Origin of the sequence: Streptomyces sp. NPDC007945 (genome assembly GCF_042958885.1) — a bacterium.
Lineage (GTDB): Bacteria > Actinomycetota > Actinomycetes > Streptomycetales > Streptomycetaceae > Streptomyces.
The window spans coordinates 291,197-307,663 of sequence record NZ_JBIBJV010000001.1; the positions used below are offsets into that span (position 1 = coordinate 291,197).

14 protein-coding genes are annotated in these 16,467 nt (G+C 74.1%); 8 read left to right on the top strand and 6 right to left on the bottom strand.

The window, feature by feature from the left end:
• Positions 1 to 14 precede the first annotated feature (14 nt).
• From ACFZCF_RS01335 to rsmH, 3 genes are read right to left on the bottom strand one after another with little or no spacing between them, the layout of a single operon-like run.
• Positions 15 to 2,021, bottom strand: a complete 2,007-nt coding sequence (locus ACFZCF_RS01335) for a penicillin-binding transpeptidase domain-containing protein (RefSeq protein WP_391283828.1) — start codon at positions 2,019 to 2,021, stop codon at positions 15 to 17.
• Between the two features lie 7 nt (positions 2,022 to 2,028).
• Positions 2,029 to 2,688, bottom strand: coding sequence for a hypothetical protein (locus ACFZCF_RS01340; protein WP_388439707.1), 660 nt, complete (start codon positions 2,686 to 2,688; stop codon positions 2,029 to 2,031).
• Entirely contained in the window at positions 2,685 to 3,641 is a 957-nt protein-coding gene (rsmH, locus tag ACFZCF_RS01345; protein ID WP_388439710.1) for a 16S rRNA (cytosine(1402)-N(4))-methyltransferase RsmH, read from the bottom strand. The genes ACFZCF_RS01340 and rsmH overlap by 4 nt, the downstream gene beginning before the upstream one ends.
• A gap of 318 nt (positions 3,642 to 3,959) precedes the next feature.
• Here rsmH and ACFZCF_RS01350 point away from each other — a divergent pair, with 318 nt between their 5' ends.
• From ACFZCF_RS01350 to ACFZCF_RS01365, 4 genes are all read left to right on the top strand, one after another.
• Positions 3,960 to 4,535 carry a beta-class carbonic anhydrase gene (locus tag ACFZCF_RS01350; protein WP_388439713.1) on the top strand — a complete coding sequence of 192 codons (576 nt, stop codon included), beginning with the start codon at positions 3,960 to 3,962 and terminating at the stop codon, positions 4,533 to 4,535.
• Positions 4,536 to 4,681: 146 nt separating this feature from the next.
• Positions 4,682 to 5,698 (top strand): AAA family ATPase, encoded by a 1,017-nt coding sequence (locus ACFZCF_RS01355; RefSeq protein ID WP_388439716.1) that lies wholly within the window; start codon positions 4,682 to 4,684, stop codon positions 5,696 to 5,698.
• Between the two features lie 77 nt (positions 5,699 to 5,775).
• Complete coding sequence (locus tag ACFZCF_RS01360; RefSeq protein WP_388441730.1) at positions 5,776 to 7,080, top strand: DUF58 domain-containing protein; 1,305 nt, start codon at positions 5,776 to 5,778, stop codon at positions 7,078 to 7,080.
• Positions 7,077 to 9,428, top strand: a complete 2,352-nt coding sequence (locus ACFZCF_RS01365; protein WP_391283831.1) for a transglutaminaseTgpA domain-containing protein — start codon at positions 7,077 to 7,079, stop codon at positions 9,426 to 9,428. The genes ACFZCF_RS01360 and ACFZCF_RS01365 overlap by 4 nt, the downstream gene beginning before the upstream one ends.
• Positions 9,429 to 9,702: 274 nt before the next feature.
• Here the strand turns inward: ACFZCF_RS01365 and ACFZCF_RS01370 are convergent, their stop codons facing one another.
• The 3 genes from ACFZCF_RS01370 to ACFZCF_RS01380 form a co-directional block, all read right to left on the bottom strand.
• Positions 9,703 to 10,101 carry a DUF3040 domain-containing protein gene (locus ACFZCF_RS01370; RefSeq protein ID WP_388439723.1) on the bottom strand — a complete coding sequence of 133 codons (399 nt, stop codon included), beginning with the start codon at positions 10,099 to 10,101 and terminating at the stop codon, positions 9,703 to 9,705.
• A gap of 272 nt (positions 10,102 to 10,373) precedes the next feature.
• Positions 10,374 to 11,162 (bottom strand): methyltransferase domain-containing protein, encoded by a 789-nt coding sequence (locus tag ACFZCF_RS01375; protein ID WP_391283833.1) that lies wholly within the window; start codon positions 11,160 to 11,162, stop codon positions 10,374 to 10,376.
• Between the two features lie 66 nt (positions 11,163 to 11,228).
• The gene (locus ACFZCF_RS01380) at positions 11,229 to 11,702 is read right to left on the bottom strand and encodes an SAV_6107 family HEPN domain-containing protein (RefSeq protein ID WP_169085679.1); all 474 of its coding nucleotides are present in this window, start codon (positions 11,700 to 11,702) and stop codon (positions 11,229 to 11,231) included.
• Positions 11,703 to 11,865: 163 nt separating this feature from the next.
• On the opposite strand from ACFZCF_RS01380, the gene ACFZCF_RS01385 reads away from it, so the two are divergent.
• The 4 genes from ACFZCF_RS01385 (at position 11,866) to ACFZCF_RS01400 (ending at position 16,457) form a co-directional block, all read left to right on the top strand.
• The gene (locus ACFZCF_RS01385) at positions 11,866 to 12,726 is read left to right on the top strand and encodes an ATP-binding cassette domain-containing protein (protein WP_391283836.1); all 861 of its coding nucleotides are present in this window, start codon (positions 11,866 to 11,868) and stop codon (positions 12,724 to 12,726) included.
• Complete coding sequence (locus ACFZCF_RS01390) at positions 12,698 to 14,842, top strand: YhgE/Pip family protein (protein WP_391283838.1); 2,145 nt, start codon at positions 12,698 to 12,700, stop codon at positions 14,840 to 14,842. Before ACFZCF_RS01385 ends, ACFZCF_RS01390 begins: the two co-directional genes overlap by 29 nt.
• A 29-nt stretch (positions 14,843 to 14,871) precedes the next feature.
• Positions 14,872 to 15,483 carry a TetR/AcrR family transcriptional regulator gene (locus ACFZCF_RS01395; protein ID WP_189945146.1) on the top strand — a complete coding sequence of 204 codons (612 nt, stop codon included), beginning with the start codon at positions 14,872 to 14,874 and terminating at the stop codon, positions 15,481 to 15,483.
• Positions 15,484 to 15,818: 335 nt separating this feature from the next.
• The gene (locus ACFZCF_RS01400; RefSeq protein ID WP_391283841.1) at positions 15,819 to 16,457 is read left to right on the top strand and encodes a DUF4126 family protein; all 639 of its coding nucleotides are present in this window, start codon (positions 15,819 to 15,821) and stop codon (positions 16,455 to 16,457) included.
• Positions 16,458 to 16,467: the final 10 nt, after the last annotated feature.

Here is a 16,467-nt window from a genome sequence, read left to right on the forward strand (position 1 = left end):
GGTGCTCCCGGGGGTCACGGGGTGGGTTCGAAGGTGACCGGCAGCCGCGGGGGCGCGCTGCCGGTGGGTGCCACGTGGAGGGTCTTGAGCGCGAACTCCATGACCTTCTTGTAGATGGGGCCGCAGATCTGGCCGCCGAAGTAGCTGCCCTTGGTGGGGTTCTGGATGGCGCAGTAGACGGTGACCCGGGGCTGGTCGGCGGGGGCGAAGCCGGCGAAGGAGGCGGTGTAGCCCTTGTAGCGGCCGAGTTCGGGGTCGACGCGGTTGGCGGTGCCGGTCTTTCCGGCCACGCGGTAGCCGGGGATGGCTGCCTTGGTGCCGGTGCCCTCGCGGTCGTCGACGACCGACTCCAGCATCTGGGCGAGGGTCTTGGCGGTCCCCTCGCTGACCACCCGGTTCTCGGCGGGCTTCTCGGCGGGGGTGAAGCGCCCGTCGGGTCCCTTGGTGCCGCGGACCAGGGTGGGTTCGATCCGTACGCCTCCGTTGGCGATGGTCGAGTAGACGGAGGCGGCCTGGAGGGCGTTGACGGAGAGGCCCTGGCCGAAGGGGATCGTGTACTGCTGCGAGGTGGACCAGTCCTCGGGCTTGGCCAGGATGCCGGAGGTCTCGCCGGGGAAGCCGAGGCCGGTGGGGCTGCCGATGCCGAAGCGGCGGAGGTAGCCGTCGAGGATCCGGTTGGACTCGGCCTGATCCTTGCCGAGCTGGCCGGTGGCGAGGATGGTGCCGATGTTGCTGGACTTGGCGAGGACGCCGTTGAGCGTCAGGTACCAGGTCGGGTGGTCGATGTCGTCCTTGAAGAGCCGGTCGCCGCGGTGGAGCCGGTTGGGGACGGTGACGTGGGTGTCGGCGGCGGCCTTGCCCTCCTCCAGAACGGCGGCCATGGACATGACCTTGCTGGTGGAGCCGGGCTCGTAGGCGTCCTGGAGGGCGGCGTTGCCCATGGCGGCGGCGTTGGCGGCGGAGAGGTCGTTGGGGTCGAAGCCGGGGGCGTTGGCCATGGCGAGGATCTCGCCGGTGCGGGTGTCCTGGACGATGACGTAACCGCGGTCGGCCCTGGACTTGCGGACCTGCTCGCTGATGGCCCGCTGGGCGGCCCACTGGATGTCCCGGTCGATGGTGAGCTCGATGTCGGAGCCGGGGACGGCGGGGGTGCCCTGGGAGCCGGCGGTGGGGACCTGTCGGCCGCCGGAGGCGGTGAAGCGGATCTTCCCGTCCTGGCCCGCGAGTTCGGGGTCGAGCATGGACTCGACGCCGCCGGCGCCGCGGCCCTCGGCGTTGACGAAGCCCAGTATCCCGGCGCCGAGGTCCCCGTTGGGGTAGACCCGCTTGGTGCTGGGCTCGCTGAGGACGCCGCCGAGGAGGTTGACGCCGGTGCCGCCGGCGGCCTGGGCCTTCTGCCCGTAGACCTTCTTGAGGTCCTTGATCTGGTTCCAGACCTGCGGGGTCTGCTTGCGGGCGAGCAGGGTGTAGCGGGACTTGGGGGTACGGAGCTTCTTGACCAGCTCGGCCGGTTCCTTGCCGAGGATGGGGGCGAGGAGCGCGGCGGCCTGCTCGGGCGCGTCGGGGACCTTGGACTCCTCGGGGGTGAAGAGCTTCGGGTCGGCGGTGATGTCGTAGGCGTCGACGCTGGTGGCGAGGGCGATGCCGTTGCGGTCGGTGATCTCGCCGCGCTCGGCGGAGAGCGTGTACTCCTGGTAGCGGTACTTGTCGGCCTTGGCCGCGTAGGCGCTGGCGTCGACGGCCTGGACCTGGAGCAGCCGCACCACGAAGACCAGCATGACGAGGGTGAGGCCGACGGAGATCAGGCGCAGCCGGGGCCGGGGGTCGCCGAGCTTGATGGTGCGGGGCCTGCGGGCGGGCGGCCGGGGCGGTGCGGGCCGGCGGGCGGCGGGGCGGGCCGCGGGCCGCGGGGTCCGCCCGCCGCTCCGGGCGCCGGATCCGGCGGAGGCGGCGGGCCGGGGGCGGGCGGCCGGGCGGGCGGGGCCGGGAACGCGGCGGCGCGGGGGCTCCTTGGAGGGCACTGCTCGGTCACCTGCCGGAGGTCGTGGGAGTGGGCGCGGTGGGTTCCGCCGCGGGGGCCGCGGAGCGGGGGTCGGCGCCGGGGGCGGTATCGGTGCCGGGGACGGTGCCCGTAGGGGGGACGGTGCTCGGGTCGGCGGCGGCGCCGGGGTCGACGGCGGTGCTCGCGCCGAGGGCGGTGTCCGTGCCGGGGGCGGTGCTCTGCCCCCCGCCGGGCCCGGCGGGGTCGGCGGTGCTGCCGTCCGGGGCGAGGGCCGGGGTGCGGGTGGGCGTCGGCGAGGGCTTGGGGGACGGCTTCGGGGAGGGGGCGACGGTGGGCTCGCCGAGGACCTTGCCGTCGGGGCCGAGGAAGGCGGGGCTGCCGCCGGGGACCATCCCGAGCTCGCGGGCGCGGCGCTCCAGCGCGTCGGGGGCGGCGTCGGCGTCGACGTCGCGCTGGAGGGCCTGCTCCTCGTCGGTGAGCTCGGTGGTGCGGTCCTTGAGCTCGCGCAGCTTGAAGGAGCCCTGGTTGAGGGCGGAGTTGAGCAGCAGCAGGGTGATGAGGCCGCCGCCGAGGAGGAGGACGACGAGCAGGACGAAGGGGGTGCGGGCGGCCGTGCTGGGACCGGACGGCATCAGCCGTCCGAGCCGCGCGGCCCGGCCTTTGAGCGGCCCCCTCGCCGCGCTCACAGCACGTCCTCCCGGATGCGCTCGACGCCCCGGAGGCGGGCGGGGGCGGCGCGGCGGTTCTCGGCCACCTCCTCCTCGGTGGGGAGTTCGGCGCCGCGGGTGAGGAGCTTGAGGCGGGGCTGGTACTGCTCGGGGACGACCGGGAGGCCGGGCGGGGCGGTGGTGGCCGCACCGGCCGCGAAGACCTGCTTGACCAGCCGGTCCTCCAGGGAGTGGTACGAGAGGACGGCGACGCGGCCGCCGACGGCGAGGGCCCGCACGGCGGCGGGGATGGCCCGCTCCAGGACGCTCAGCTCGCCGTTGACCTCGATGCGCAGGGCCTGGAAGGTGCGCTTGGCGGGGTTGCCGCCGGTGCGCTTGGCGGCCTGCGGGAGGGCGTCGCGGATGAGCTCGACGAGCCGGGCGCTGTTGGTGAACGGCTCCTTCTCGCGCTCGCGGACGATGGCCGAGACGATCCGCTTGGCCTGCTTCTCCTCGCCGTAGGCGCGGAGGATGCGGACGAGTTCGCCGGCCGGGTAGGTGTTGAGGACCTCGGCGGCGCTCATGCCGGTCGTCTGGTCCATGCGCATGTCGAGAGGGGCGTCCTGCGCGTAGGCGAAGCCGCGGTCGGCCTCGTCCAGTTGCATGGAGGAGACGCCGAGGTCGAAGAGGACGCCCTGGACCTTGTCGATGCCGAGCCGGTCGAGGACCTCGGGCAGTTCGTCGTAGACCGCGTGGACGAGGGTGGCGCGGTCCCCGTAGGGGGCGAGCCGCTCGCCGGAGAGGCGCAGGGCCTCCTTGTCGCGGTCGAGGGCGACGAGCCGGGCCTCGGGGAAGGCGCGCAGCAGGGCCTCGCTGTGTCCGCCGAGGCCCAGGGTGCAGTCGACGACGACCGCTCCCGGGTTCTGGAGGGCAGGGGCCAACATGTCCAGGCATCGCTGGAGCATCACCGGGACGTGTCGGTCGTTGCTCAACGCACCCTCTCAGAACGGGCACGGCGAGCGGGATGGAGGCCGAGCCCTGGGTGCCGCCGCGCACACGGGGGAGAAACCGCTTCAAATCGCTCGATTGTCTCCAGGAACTCCGCGTCACTCTAGTCCACGGAGGGGGTCGGTCAATCAACCGGCTGGCGCGTCGCGCGGTGGGGGACGCGGTGACGGACATTCCGGACGGTTCACTCGATCGGCGCTACGCGACGGCCGCTGTGGGGTGGCTCACACGGGGGTTCATCGGCGCCCTTTGTCCGCTTCTCACCGCGGGTCCGCGGGGGCGGTGCCCCCTACGGTCGAGCCATGACGAACTCCGCACATCCCTCCCCCGACGCCGGCGCCTCGGTCATCGAGCGGCTCGTCGAGGCGAACGCGCGGTACGCCGCCGGCTTCACCGACCCGGGCACGGACGCGCGGCCGGTGCTCCGCGTCGCCGTCGTGGCCTGCATGGACGCCCGGCTCGACCTGCACGCCGCGCTGGGTCTCGAACTCGGCGACTGCCACACCATCCGCAACGCGGGCGGGGTCGTCACCGACGACGTGATCCGCTCCCTCACCATCAGCCAGCGGGCCCTCGGCACCCGCGCCGTGATGCTGGTGCACCACACCGGCTGCGGCCTGGAGACGCTCACCGAGGACTTCCGGCACGAGCTGGAGGACGAGGTGGGCCAGCGGCCGGCCTGGGCGGTCGAGGCCTTCCGGGACGTGGACCAGGACGTGCGGCAGTCGATGCGGCGGGTCCGGACCTCGCCGTTCCTGCCGCACAAGGACGACGTCCGGGGCTTCGTCTTCGACGTGACGACCGGCCTGCTGCGCGAGATCCACCCTGTGGAGAATGGTTCCGGCGCCGGCACGAGCACATCTTCTGCCGCCACGTAAGACGACAAACCCCGGCATTCCGTCCACGGTTGTCCACAGGCGAGTGACACGGCCCGGCCAACCCCACAAGAATGCCCGGGTGACACCCCCCGTCCATCCCGGCGGGGGCAGGTGTCCGTGTTCCTGCAAGGCCGAGGAGGGCCGGGGTGACGACCTATGACGACCGAGCGAGCCTCACAGACTTGACCACCACCGCGGAGCGCGTCCGCGGATCGGTGGAGAGCGTGATCGAGGGCAAGCCCGAGGTCGTACGTCTCGCGCTGACCGTGCTGCTCGCCGAGGGCCACCTCCTCATCGAGGACGTGCCCGGCGTCGGCAAGACCATGCTCGCCAAGACGCTCGCGCGGTCCATCGACTGCTCGGTGCGCCGCATCCAGTTCACCCCCGACCTGCTGCCGTCGGACGTCACCGGCGTGTCGATCTTCGACCAGCAGCGCCGGGAGTTCGAGTTCAAGCCGGGTGCGATCTTCGCCCAGATCGTCATCGGCGACGAGATCAACCGCGCCTCGCCGAAGACGCAGTCCGCGCTCCTGGAGTCCATGGAGGAGCGCCAGGTCACCATCGACGGGCACACCTACGAACTGCCCAGCCCCTTCATGGTCGTGGCCACCCAGAACCCGGTGGAGATGGAGGGCACCTACCCGCTGCCCGAGGCCCAGCGCGACCGCTTCATGGCCCGCGTCTCCATCGGGTACCCGAGCGCCGAGGCCGAGTTCCAGATGCTCGACGTGCACGGGGCGGTCAACCCGCTGGACGACCTCCAGCCGGTCGCCCACGCCCACGAGATCCTCAAGCTGATCGAGGCGGTCCGCACGGTGCACGTCGCCGACACCGTACGGCGGTACGCGGTCGACGTCGTGGCCGCCACCCGCACCCACCCCGACCTGCGGCTCGGCGCGTCCCCGCGCGCCACGCTCCACCTGCTGCGGGCCGCCAGGGCCTCCGCCGCCCTCGCCGGCCGCGAGTACGTGCTGCCCGACGACCTCCAGGCGCTCGCCGTGCCGGTCCTCGCGCACCGGCTGCTGCCCACCGCGCAGGCCCAGCTGAACCGGCGCAACGCCGAGCAGGTCGTCCTCGACATCCTCCAGCGGACCCCCGTCCCGTCCGCGGCCCCGCCCGCGGGACCGGTCTACGGCCGGCAGCCCGGGGGCCGACAGCTGTGAGGGCGACCCCCGCCGCACCCGAGGGGCAGCGGGCCGACGACCGCGAAGGCCCCCGGGCCGAGGACGGCCGGGGCGGCCTGCGGGCCGCCCTCGGCGGGCTCACCACCCGCGGCCGGTCCTTCCTGGCCGCCGGGGCGGCCGCCGCCGTCTGCGCCTACGTGCTCGGCCAGGCCGACCTGCTCCGGGTCGGCCTGCTGCTCGCCAGCCTGCCGCTGATCTGCGCCTTCGTCCTGCACCGCACCCGCTACCGGGTCGCCACCTCCCGCCGGCTCACCCCGCAGCGGGTCGAGGCGGGAACGGAGGCCCGGGTCCAGCTCCGCATGGAGAACGTCGCCAAGCTCCCCACCGGGCTGCTGATGCTCCAGGACCACGTGCCGTACATGCTCGGCCCCCGCCCCCGCTTCGTCCTCGACCGGGTCGAGGCCGGCGGCCGGCGCGAGGTCTCCTACCGGGTCCGCTCCGACCTCCGCGGCCGCTTCCCGCTCGGCCCGCTCCAGCTCCGGCTGAGCGACCCCTTCGGGATGTGCGAGCTGACCCGCTCCTTCCACGCGTACGACACCCTGACCGTCGTCCCGCGCACGACCCCGCTGCCCGCGGTCCCGCTGGGCGGCGAGGCCTCCGGCTACGGGGAGGGACGCCAGCGCGCGCTGGCCCTCGCCGGCGACGACGACGTCATCCCGCGCGCCTACCGGCACGGCGACGACCTGCGCCGGGTCCACTGGCGCTCCACGGCCCGGTACGGCGAGCTGATGGTCCGCCGCGAGGAGCAGCCCCAGCGCTCCCACTGCACGGTCCTCCTCGACACCCGCCGGGCCGGCTACCAGGGCTCCGGCCCGGACTCCGCCTTCGAGTGGGCCGTCTCCGGAGCCGCCTCCGTCCTCACCCACATGCTGGAGCGGGGCTACGCGGTCCGGCTGCTCACCGACACCGGCACCGCGGTCCCCGGCGAGGGCTCCGACGGCGGGTACGCCGGCACGGCCACCGGCGACTCGGCGGAGACCGCCGGGCTGCTGATGGACACGCTCGCGATCGTCGACCACTCCGACGGGGCCGGGCTCTCCCGCGCCTCCGACGTGCTGCGCGCCGGCGGCGACGGGCTGCTGGTCGCCTTCCTCGGCGACCTGGACGAGGAGCAGGCCGCGCTGGCCGGACGGATGCGGGCCCGCGCCGGCGCGGCCGTCGCCTTCGTCCTGGACTCCGGCGCCTGGCTCACCGGCGGCGCCGTCACCGGGGCCGTCGAAGCCCGGATCCGGCAGCTGCGCGAGGCCGGCTGGACCGTGGTGTCCGTACCGCCGGGCGGCCGGATGGCCGACCTGTGGCAGCAGGCCGCCGGGGCGCTGCGGGACACCGCCGCCGCAGACAGCTACGGAGGATGGGCATGAGCGGGCTCACCCGCCTGACACTGGCCGCCTGGGCGGCCTCCCTGATGGCCGCCGGGGCGCTGCTGCCGCTGGTCAAGCCGGCCACCTGGATCTTCACCGCCGCGTTTCTGCTCGCCCTGCAGAGCGGCACCGGCATGCTGTGCCGGCGGGTGCCGCTGGCCCGGGCGCTGACGGTCGGCGCCCAGCTGCTCGTCGGCGTGCTCGCGCTGACCGTGGTCTTCGCCCGTGAGCAGGCGCTCCTCGGCTTCCTGCCGGGGCCGCTCGCCGTCCAGCACGTGGCCGAGCTGTTCCGGCTCGGCGCCGAGGACGTGGGCACCTACGCGATCCCCGCCCCGGACACCGAGGGCATCCGGCTGATGCTGGTCGCCGGCGTGCTGGCGATCGGCCTGCTCGTGGACGTCCTGGCGGTCACCTTCCGCCGCGCCGCCCCGGCCGGGCTGCCGCTCCTCGCGCTGTACTCGGTGGCCGCCGGGCTCTCCGGCGGCGGCGCGGGCCGGCTCTGGTTCGTGCTCGCCGCCGCCGGCTACCTCCTGCTGCTCCTCGCCGAGGGCCGCGACCGGCTCTCGGCCTGGGGCCGGGTCTTCGGCGGCGCCCAGCGCACCGGCCGGTCCGGCGCGCTCGTGGGCACCGGGGCATCCTTCGCGCCGGTGCGCACCGGCCGCCGGATCGGCGCCGTCGCCCTGGGCACCGCCCTGGTCGTGCCGCTCGTCCTGCCGGGCTTCTCCGGCGGGCTCCTGGGCACCGGCGGCGGAGGGACCGCGGGCGGGGGCGGCGGGGGCGGCGGCACCATCGCCGCGGTGAACCCGCTGGTCTCGCTCCAGGACAACCTGCGGCAGCCGGAGGACTTCGAGGTCCTGCGCTACCGCACCAACGCCCTGGACAACAGCGACCTCTATCTGCGGCTCGTCGCCCTCGACCAGTTCGACGGCACCTCGTGGAAGTCCTCGGTCCGGCCGATCGAGGCCGTCCCGAAGTCGCTGCCGTGGCCCGACGGCCTCGCCCAGTCGGTCCGCACCGCCGAGGTGACCAGCAACTTCGTCGCCTCGGAGGGGTACGACCAGAAGTGGCTGCCGATGCCGTTCCCGGCGGCCCGGGTCGACATCGAGGGACGCTGGCGGTTCGAGCCGGCCGGCCGGATGCTCGTCGGCGACGACAAGCAGACCACCAAGGGCGTCCGCTACCAGGTGACCAGCCTCGACGTGCAGCCCACGGCCGAACAGCTCGCCCGGGCGGGCCTGGCGCCGGACGCGCTGCTCCGCGAGTACACCAAGGTCCCGGGCAGTCTGCCCGCGGACGTGAGGGCGACGGCCCTGGAGGTCACCAAGGACGCGACCAACGACTACGAGCGGGCGGTCCGGCTCCAGGACTGGTTCTCGGAGGACGGCGGCTTCCGGTACGACATCGACGTGACGTCCGGGACGGGCACGGAGGCGATCTCCCGCTTCCTGAAGGACAAGAGGGGCTTCTGCATCCACTTCTCCTTCTCGATGGCGGCGATGGCCCGCACGCTGGGCATCCCGGCACGGGTCGCGGTCGGCTTCATGCCCGGCACCAGCCAGTCCGACGGTTCGGTCTCGGTCGGCATCCGGGACGCCCACGCCTGGCCCGAGCTGTACTTCGAGGGCGCCGGCTGGACCCGCTTCGAGCCGACGCCGTCCCGGGGCTTCACCCCGGACTACACCCGGCAGGCCTCCCCCACCAGCGGTCCGACCGGTCCGGCGCGGCCCTCGGCGGCGGCCTCGGCCCGGCCCTCGGCGGCACCCAGCGCCACGGAGAGCTGCCCGCCGGACATGCGGCGCCTCGGCGAGTGCGGGCTGCCCGCGACGGCGGCGGGCGACGCGTCCTCCGGCGGCGGCACGGACGTCCTGAAGGTCGCCGCCTGGACGCTGGGGATCCTGCTCGTCCTGGCCCTGCCGCTCACCCCGCTCCTCTGGCGGACCCGGGTACGGGCCCGCAGGCTCGGCCCCTCGGGCGGAGCACTGGCGGTGTGGCGGGAGATCGGTGACACGGCCTGGGACTACGGGCTCGAACCGGACGACGCGCAGACGCCGCGGCGGACGGCGGAGCGGATCGTCCGGGCGGGTGAGCTGACGGGCGCGGCGGCGGAGTCGGTCCACCGGGTGGCCCGGGCGGTCGAGGAGACGCTCTACGCCCCGACCCCCCGGCCGGGCCCGGGGCTGGCCGAGGACGCGGGTCGGGTGCGCGCCGCGTTCCGCGCCCACGCCTCCCGGGGGCTGCGCCTCCGGGCGCTCCTGGCCCCGCGCTCGGCCGTCCGCCTCCACTGGTCCGCCTCGACCCGCTGGACCACCCTCAAGTCCCGGGCCCCCCGCCTCCGCGGCACGCCGTAGAACGGGGAGGGCGGCAGGGGCGTCGCACACCGCGGCGCCCTTGCCGGGCCCAGGATCCAGGCGCCTGAACCCGCTCCCGGGGGACGGCTCCGTACGGGGTGGAGGTACGGCCCCGGCTCCGTACGGGATGGAGGCACGGCTCCGTACGGGGCTGCGGGTTCAGGCGACAGGCGACAGGCGGCGCCGCGCCTGGGAAAAAGCTGCGCCCCGCCGGGGCTCGGGGCCGGCGGGGCGCGGGGGTATGCGGGGTGCGGGGTCTCCGCTCAGCGGCGCGTCAGTGACCGCCGCCCTGCTGCTCGTCACGGCGTCGCTGCCACCGTGTCTCGATCCGGTCCATCATCGAGCGTCGCGCCCGGACCTGCCGGCCCCGGCCCGCCTGCTGCTGCGCCTGCTCACCCGGCTTCGGCGCCTTGCGCCATCCGGTGACCGCCAGAACCGCACAGCCCAGCATGACGAGGAACCCCACCACGCTGATCCAGATCTGCTGGGCGACCATTCCGGCCATGAGGAGCGCGATACCCACCAGGAAGCCGGCGACTGCCTGATACACCCGTCGCCGGGTGTACGTGCGCAGCCCGCTTCCTTCGAGCGCTGTCGCGAACTTGGGGTCTTCGGCGTACAGCGCTCGCTCCATCTGCTCGAGCATTCGCTGCTCGTGCTCCGAGAGCGGCACGGAGTCCTCCTAGTCGTCGGTCGCGGGGGCGACCGGTTGCGGCCCTTTCAGGATAGGCAGGGAATCGCCCCCGTGAAACCCGCCCTCAATGCCGATCAGCCCATCCGGGCCGCCACGCGGTTCGGTTGGTGAGGCGTTGATTCCCCACCCGCCCGTCCGTCATGCCGGATGGTTCCCTCGATCATACGGCGCGAAGCCGCATATGGGGCGGCCTGTCGCGGAGCGATGCCCCCACCTCCGAACGGGTGGCGGGGCCCCGGAGTTCCGCCCGATCAGGCGGGCTTCTCGGCGAGCACGTGGAGCTGGGTGGCGACGGCGTGGAAGGCGGCCAGCTCGGCGGCCGCGGCCTCCAGCTTCAGCAGCGCCTCGGCGGCACCGGGCTCGGTGTCGACGAGGACGCCGGGGACCAGGTCGGCGAAGATCCGCACGCCGTGGACGGCGGTCACGGAGAGGCCGGCCTCCTCGGCCAGACCGGTGAGCTGCTCGGCGGTGAACCGCCGGGGCACCGGGTCGCCGGCCCCCCAGCGCCCGTCGGGGTCGCCGAGCGCGGTCCGGGCCTCGGTGAAGTGTCCGGCGAGGGCGCGGGCGAGGACCGCGCCGCCGAGACCGGCGCCGAGGAGGCTGAGCGCTCCGCCGGGGCGGAGCGCGGCCTCCGTGTTCCGTACGCCCTCGGCCGGGTCGTCCACGTACTCCAGGACACCGTGGCAGAGCACCGCGTCGTGGGCGCCGCGCTCGACCACGTCGAAGAGTCCCCGGACGTCACCCTGGACACCGGTCACCAGGTCGGCGACGCCGGCCTCGGCGGCGCGGCGCTCCAGCGCGAAGAGCGCGTTGGGGCTGGGGTCGACGACGGTGACGCGGTGGCCGAGGCGGGCCAGGGGCACGGCGAAGTTGCCGGAGCCGCCGCCGGTGTCCAGGACGTCGAGGACGGCCCTCCCGGTGCCGGCGACCCGGCGGTCGAGGGCGTCCTTGAGGACGTCCCAGACGACGGCGGTGCGCAGGGAGGCTCGCGACGGGCGCGACGACGCCTCACGGCCGAAGACAGCGGAAGGGTCCGGCACGGCTCTTGACTCCTCGGTGACGGGGTCGGACCTCCCCACCCTATGGCCTCGGCGCTGTGGCGCGGATCAACCGGCGGCGCCGTCCGCCGGGGGCTGCCGGGGGAGCACCGGCTGGAGCACGAGCAGCCGCTCGACCAGGCGCAGGAAGTGGGCGGCGTCCCGGACGAGGTCGTCGGCCTCGCGGGCGCTCGCGGCGGCGGCGACGCCCGCCTCGGCGAGGGCCCGGCGCGGGGCGCCCGCGGCGAAGAGGGCGCTCCATTCGGTGAGCTCGGGGGCGAGCTGGGGCAGCAGCTCCCAGGCGCTCCTTATGGCCTGGCGCCGGCGGGTGCGGGGCACGGGGCGGGCGCGGGCGGCGAGGACGGCGGCCGCGGCGCGCAGGGCGGCGAGGTGCGCGGTGGCGTACCTCTCGTGGGGGCGGTCGAGGGCCGCGGCCTCGTCGATCCCGGCGCGGGCCTTGGCGAGCAGGTCGAGGGCGGCGGGCGGGGCGCCGGTCCTGCGGGACACGGGGTGGACGTCGGCTGCTGCGAAAGGACTGGCCATGACGAGCCTCCTGTCGTCGGGTGACGGTCTTGTCGCCGTCTGTATCCATGGTGGAGGCACCCACTGACAACGCGTCCGAGCTGGGGTTTTGCCAGTCGGACGACTCGCGGGTAACTTTTGGACTGACCAGTCAGTCCAAAAGTGGGAAGCGGGGGGTGGATCCATGGGATCCGACGACCTGACCACACGACCGTCTCCGGAGGGGGCCGGGCTCGTCGTCGACGGGCTCGGGCTCAAGGGCCCCCGGGGCTGGGCCTTCCGGGACGTGTCCTTCCGCGCCGGGGCCGGGTCCCTGGTGGCGCTCGAAGGCCCGTCGGGCAGCGGCCGCACCTGCCTGCTGCTCGCGCTCACCGGCCGGATGCGGACCAAGGAGGGCACCGCCGAGATCGGCGGGCTGCCGCTGCCGCGCCGGATGGCCGCCGTGCGGCGGATCGCCGCGCTCGGCCAGGTCCCCGGCGTGAGCGAGCTCGACCCGTCCCTCACGGTCGCCGAGCACCTGCGCGAGCGGGCACTGCTCCAGCGCCGGTTCGACGGCTCCGTCCGCGCCCTGCTGCGCCGCCCCGGCAGCCGGGCGGCCGAGGCCCGGGCCCGGATCGACGAGGCCCTCGCGGCCGCCGGGCTCGACCTCGCCGTCCTGCCGAAGGGCGAGCGGACCTCCGTACGCGACCTGGAACGCCTGGAGGCGCTGCGGCTGTCCGTCGCGCTGGCCCTGATCGGCCGGCCCCGGCTGCTCGGCGTGGACGACACGGACCTGAAGCTGTCGGACGCCGACCGGGCCGAGGCCTGGGCGCTGCTGCGCGCGGTGGCCGACACGGGCACCACCGTCCTGGCCGTCTGCAGCGAGGCCCCGGCCGACGTCCTGCGGATCACCACGGTCGCGGCGGACCCGGAGGCGCGGGACACGGACACGGCCGAGGGCACCGCCGAGGAGACGGCGGCAGACACCGCCGGAGACACCGCCGGAGACGACGACACCACCGAGGAGGGGGCGGACGATGCGCTCGCCGAAACTGGCCGCGCTTGAGCTGAGGCGCTTCGGCAGGGGGAAGCTGCCGCGCGCCGCGCTCGTCGCGGTCCTGCTGCTGCCGCTGCTGTACGGCGCCCTGTACCTGTACTCGTTCTGGGACCCGTACAGCAGGCTCGACCGGCTGCCCGTGGCCCTCGTCAACGAGGACCGCGGCGCCACCGCCGACGGCAAGCGGATCACCGCCGGCGCGGACATCACCGAGGGCCTGCTCGACAGCCGGACCTTCGAGTGGCACCGGGTGAGCGACGCCGAGGCGCGCGAGGGCGTCGAGGACGGCCGGTACTACCTGTCCCTGACCGTGCCCGGCGACTTCAGCGAGCGGATCGCGTCCAGCTCCGGGGACTCCCCCGAGACCGGCGCCCTGAAGGTGCGCACGAACGACTCCAACAACTACATCGTCGGCCAGATCTCGCGGACGGTCTTCTCCGAGGTGCGCACCGCCGCCTCCACCAAGTCCTCCCGCACCTTCCTCGACAAGATCTTCATCTCCTTCTCCGACATCCACGAGGCCACCGCCGAGGCCGCCCAGGGCGCCGCCGACCTGAAGAAGGGCGTGGACAAGGCCAAGAAGGGGTCCAAGGACCTCTCCGACGGGCTCACCGACGCCAAGAGCGGCAGCAGCGACCTCGCCTCCGGCCTGAAGAAGCTGGACAAGGGGTCCAAGGACGTCCAGACCGGTACGCGCAAGGTCGCGAACGGCACCCAGGCGCTCGCCGACAAGGTGAACGGCACCGCCGACAAGGTCCGCCCCTACCTGGCGAACAACGGCACCTCCATCCGCGACACCGCCAAGCTCGTCTCCGACTCGGCCACCGCCGCCCGCAACGACCTGGCGGACCTGGTCCGCCGCGCCCCGCTGCTGCGCGCCGCCGCCCACAAGGCGGACGACACGCTCTCCCGGCTGCACCGCGAGTCCTGCGCGAAGCCCGGCACCACCCCGCCGATCGAGCTGCCGGAGGGCGTGACCCTGCCCGAGGGGTTCGCCCTCCCCGACAACAAGGAGTTCTGCGCCGCCCTGAAGGAGGCGTCCACCAACGCCGGGGACGTCGCGACCGTCGCGGACGACGTGCACCGGCTGACCAAGGGCAGCAACGGCGACCTGAAGACGCTCGACGAGCGGCTGAAGAAGCTGAAGAAGGAGGCCGACGAGCTGGCCGCCCGCGCCCCGCACCTGGACGAGGACGTCGAGGGCGCCATCCGCAAGATCAACGAGCTCAACAGGGGCGCGAAGAAGGTCGCCGACGGCGCCGCGCAGCTGCACACCGGCGTCTCGGGCGCCCGCGCGGGCTCGGTCAGCCTGGACACCGGCGTCGGCAAGCTGAAGAAGGGCGCGGGCGACCTCGACGGCGGCCTGTTCAAGCTCGCCGACGGCTCGGGCTCGCTCGCCACCGGCCTCAAGGACGGCGTCGACCAGATCCCGGACTACGACAAGGCGGAACGCGACCGGCGCACGGAGGTCATGGCCGACCCGGTGCGGCTCGCCGCCCAGTCCCTCCACAAGGCGCCCAACTACGGCACGGGCTTCGCCCCGTACTTCATCCCGCTCTCCCTCTGGGTCGGCGCGATGGTCGCCTACATGATCATCCAGCCGATGAACCGGCGGGCCCTCGCCGCGGGCGCCTCCTCCTGGCGGATCGCGCTGGCGGGCTGGTTCCCGGTCGCGGCGATCGGCGTCCTCCAGGTCGCCGCGCTCCTCTCCGTCCTGCACTGGGGCCTCGGCCTCGAAATGGCCAGGGCGGCCGGCACGGTCGGCTTCCTCGCCCTCGTGACCTGCTGCTTCGCCGCGATCATCCAGTGGCTCAACGCCCGCTTCGGCGCGGCGGGCCGGATCCTGGTGCTGGCCCTCCTCATGGTCCAGCTGACCTCGGCGGGCGGCACCTACCCGGTGCAGACCAGCCCGGGCTTCTTCAACGCCGTCCACCCCTTCCTGCCGATGACCCACGTGGTCGAGGCGCTGCGCCGGCTCATCTCCGGCGGCGGACTCGCCCCGGTCTGGGAGGCCGTCGCCGTCCTCTCGGCGTTCACCCTGGGCGCGCTCGCCCTGACCGCGGTCACCGCGCGCCGCAAGCAGGTGTGGACGCTGGACCGGCTCCACCCCGAGCTGTCGCTGTGACCGGCCCGGCCTCTGTGAGAATCGACCCCATGGACAGCAGCAGCACCCGCCGCCAGGCCACCCGCGCCAAGCTCTACGAGGCGGCCGTCACCCTCATCGCCGAGCAGGGCTTCTCGGCCACGACGGTCGACGAGATCGCCGAGCGGGCCGGGGTGGCCAAGGGCACGGTCTACTACAACTTCAAGAGCAAGACCGAGCTCTTCGAGGAGCTGCTGCGCCACGGCGTCTCTCTCCTCACCGCCTCCCTGCGGACGGCGGCCGAGGAGACGGCGGCGAGCGGCGGCAGCCGGGTCGCCGCGCTGGACGCGATGATCCGCGCCGGCCTCGTCTTCATCGACCGCTACCCCGCCTTCACCCAGCTGTACGTGGCCGAGCTGTGGCGCACCAACCGGGCCTGGAACTCCACGCTCCTGGTGGTCCGGCAGGAGGCCGTCGCCGTCGTCGAGGGGGTCCTGCGCGAGGGCGTCGAGGCGGGCGAGCTCAGCGACGAGATCGACGTCCAGCTCACGGCGGCGGCCCTGGTCGGCATGGTCCTCGTCGCCGCCCTGGACTGGAAGGCCTTCCAGAGCGAACGCTCCCTGGACGACGTCCACGCGGCCCTGTCCCTGCTGCTGCACGGCCGCGTGGGCGGAGGCCGCTGACCCGGATCCGAAATATTGGATCCAGGAGGCCGGATCCAGGAGGCCGGATCCGCACACGCGAAAGCGCCGGTCCGCGCGAGGCTCGATCCCCCCGAGCCACGCCGGACCGGCGCTTCCTTTCGTACACCCCCGTGCACGTCCCCCGTGCCGGCAGGCGCGCGGCCCCGCTCCGCCGCCCCGTGTCGGCGGTTCGGGAGCCGCGCCCCTTCCGTGGGCACCACTCTCTCCTCCGGACGGCTCCGGGCCCATCCGCGCGGGTACTCATCTCGGTGCCTAGGTACGGATACTCAGCCGGCGCCGTGACGGACGGGCGCGGCCTCGTTACGATCACGAACGTGTCCGTACTCCCCCTGGTCTTCACGAGCGGCTGGGCGAGCGGGATCAACGCCTACGCGGTGGTCCTGCTCCTCGGCGTCTTCGGCGCGACCGGGCTCAGCGACGAGGTGCCCGAGGCGCTCCAGCGCACGGACGTCCTGATCGCGGCCGCCGTGCTGTTCCTCATCGAGGCGGTCGCCGACAAGGTGCCGTACGTGGACAACGTGTGGGACTCCGTCCACACGGTGGTCCGGCCGGTGGCCGGTGCCGTGGTGGCCTCCCTGCTGGCCGGTGAGAGCGGTTCGCTGCCGGAGCTGGCGGCGGGCGCGATCGGCGGGTCGACGGCGTTGCTGAGCCATCTGGTCAAGGCGGGGACGCGGATGGCGGTGAACACCTCGCCCGAGCCGTTCTCCAACATCGCGCTCAGCACGGGCGAGGACCTCGCGGTCGCCGGTGTCATCACGTTCGCGATGTTCCATCCGGTGGCGGCGGCGGTGATCGCCGCCGTGCTGCTGGCGCTCGGCGTCTGGCTGCTGGTCTTCCTGGCCTCCCGGATCCGGCGGTTCCTGCGCCGCCGGGCGCAGCGCCGCGAGGAGCGCAGGCTGGCGGCGGCGGAGGGCGGCCCACCTGCGGACCGGTCCGTCGGCGGGGGCCGATAAAGTCCCTGGC